The 243-nt window shown below is 66.3% G+C and carries 2 pseudogenes; both read right to left on the bottom strand.

Going from position 1 to position 243, the window contains the following annotated elements:
• A pseudogene (locus EXE44_RS21780) lies at window positions 1-126 on the bottom strand (branched-chain amino acid ABC transporter permease); the annotation flags it as partial.
• A pseudogene (locus EXE44_RS21995) lies at window positions 123-243 on the bottom strand (branched-chain amino acid ABC transporter permease); the annotation flags it as partial. The pseudogenes EXE44_RS21995 and EXE44_RS21780, both read right to left, overlap by 4 nt.

Below are 243 nucleotides of genomic sequence, written 5' to 3' on the forward strand. Positions count from 1 at the left end.
GCTGAGCCCGCCGGTGAGCATCGCGACGAAGAGGAACAGCAGGAACGCGACGCTGACGCCGAGCACCCACCACTCCGGGCGGGTCAGGTCGGCGAACGCCGCTTTCGGGTCGTCGAGGAGACTCATGTCGCACCCTCCCCGGCGATCCCGTTGGGGCGGACCAACAGCACGACGACCATGATCACGAACGCGATCGCGTTCGCGTACTCGATGGTGACCAGGTTCTCGATCAGTGTCGCGAGC

Source organism: Halorubrum sp. SS7 (assembly GCF_005435055.1).
Taxonomy (GTDB): Archaea; Halobacteriota; Halobacteria; order Halobacteriales; family Haloferacaceae; genus Halorubrum; species Halorubrum salinarum.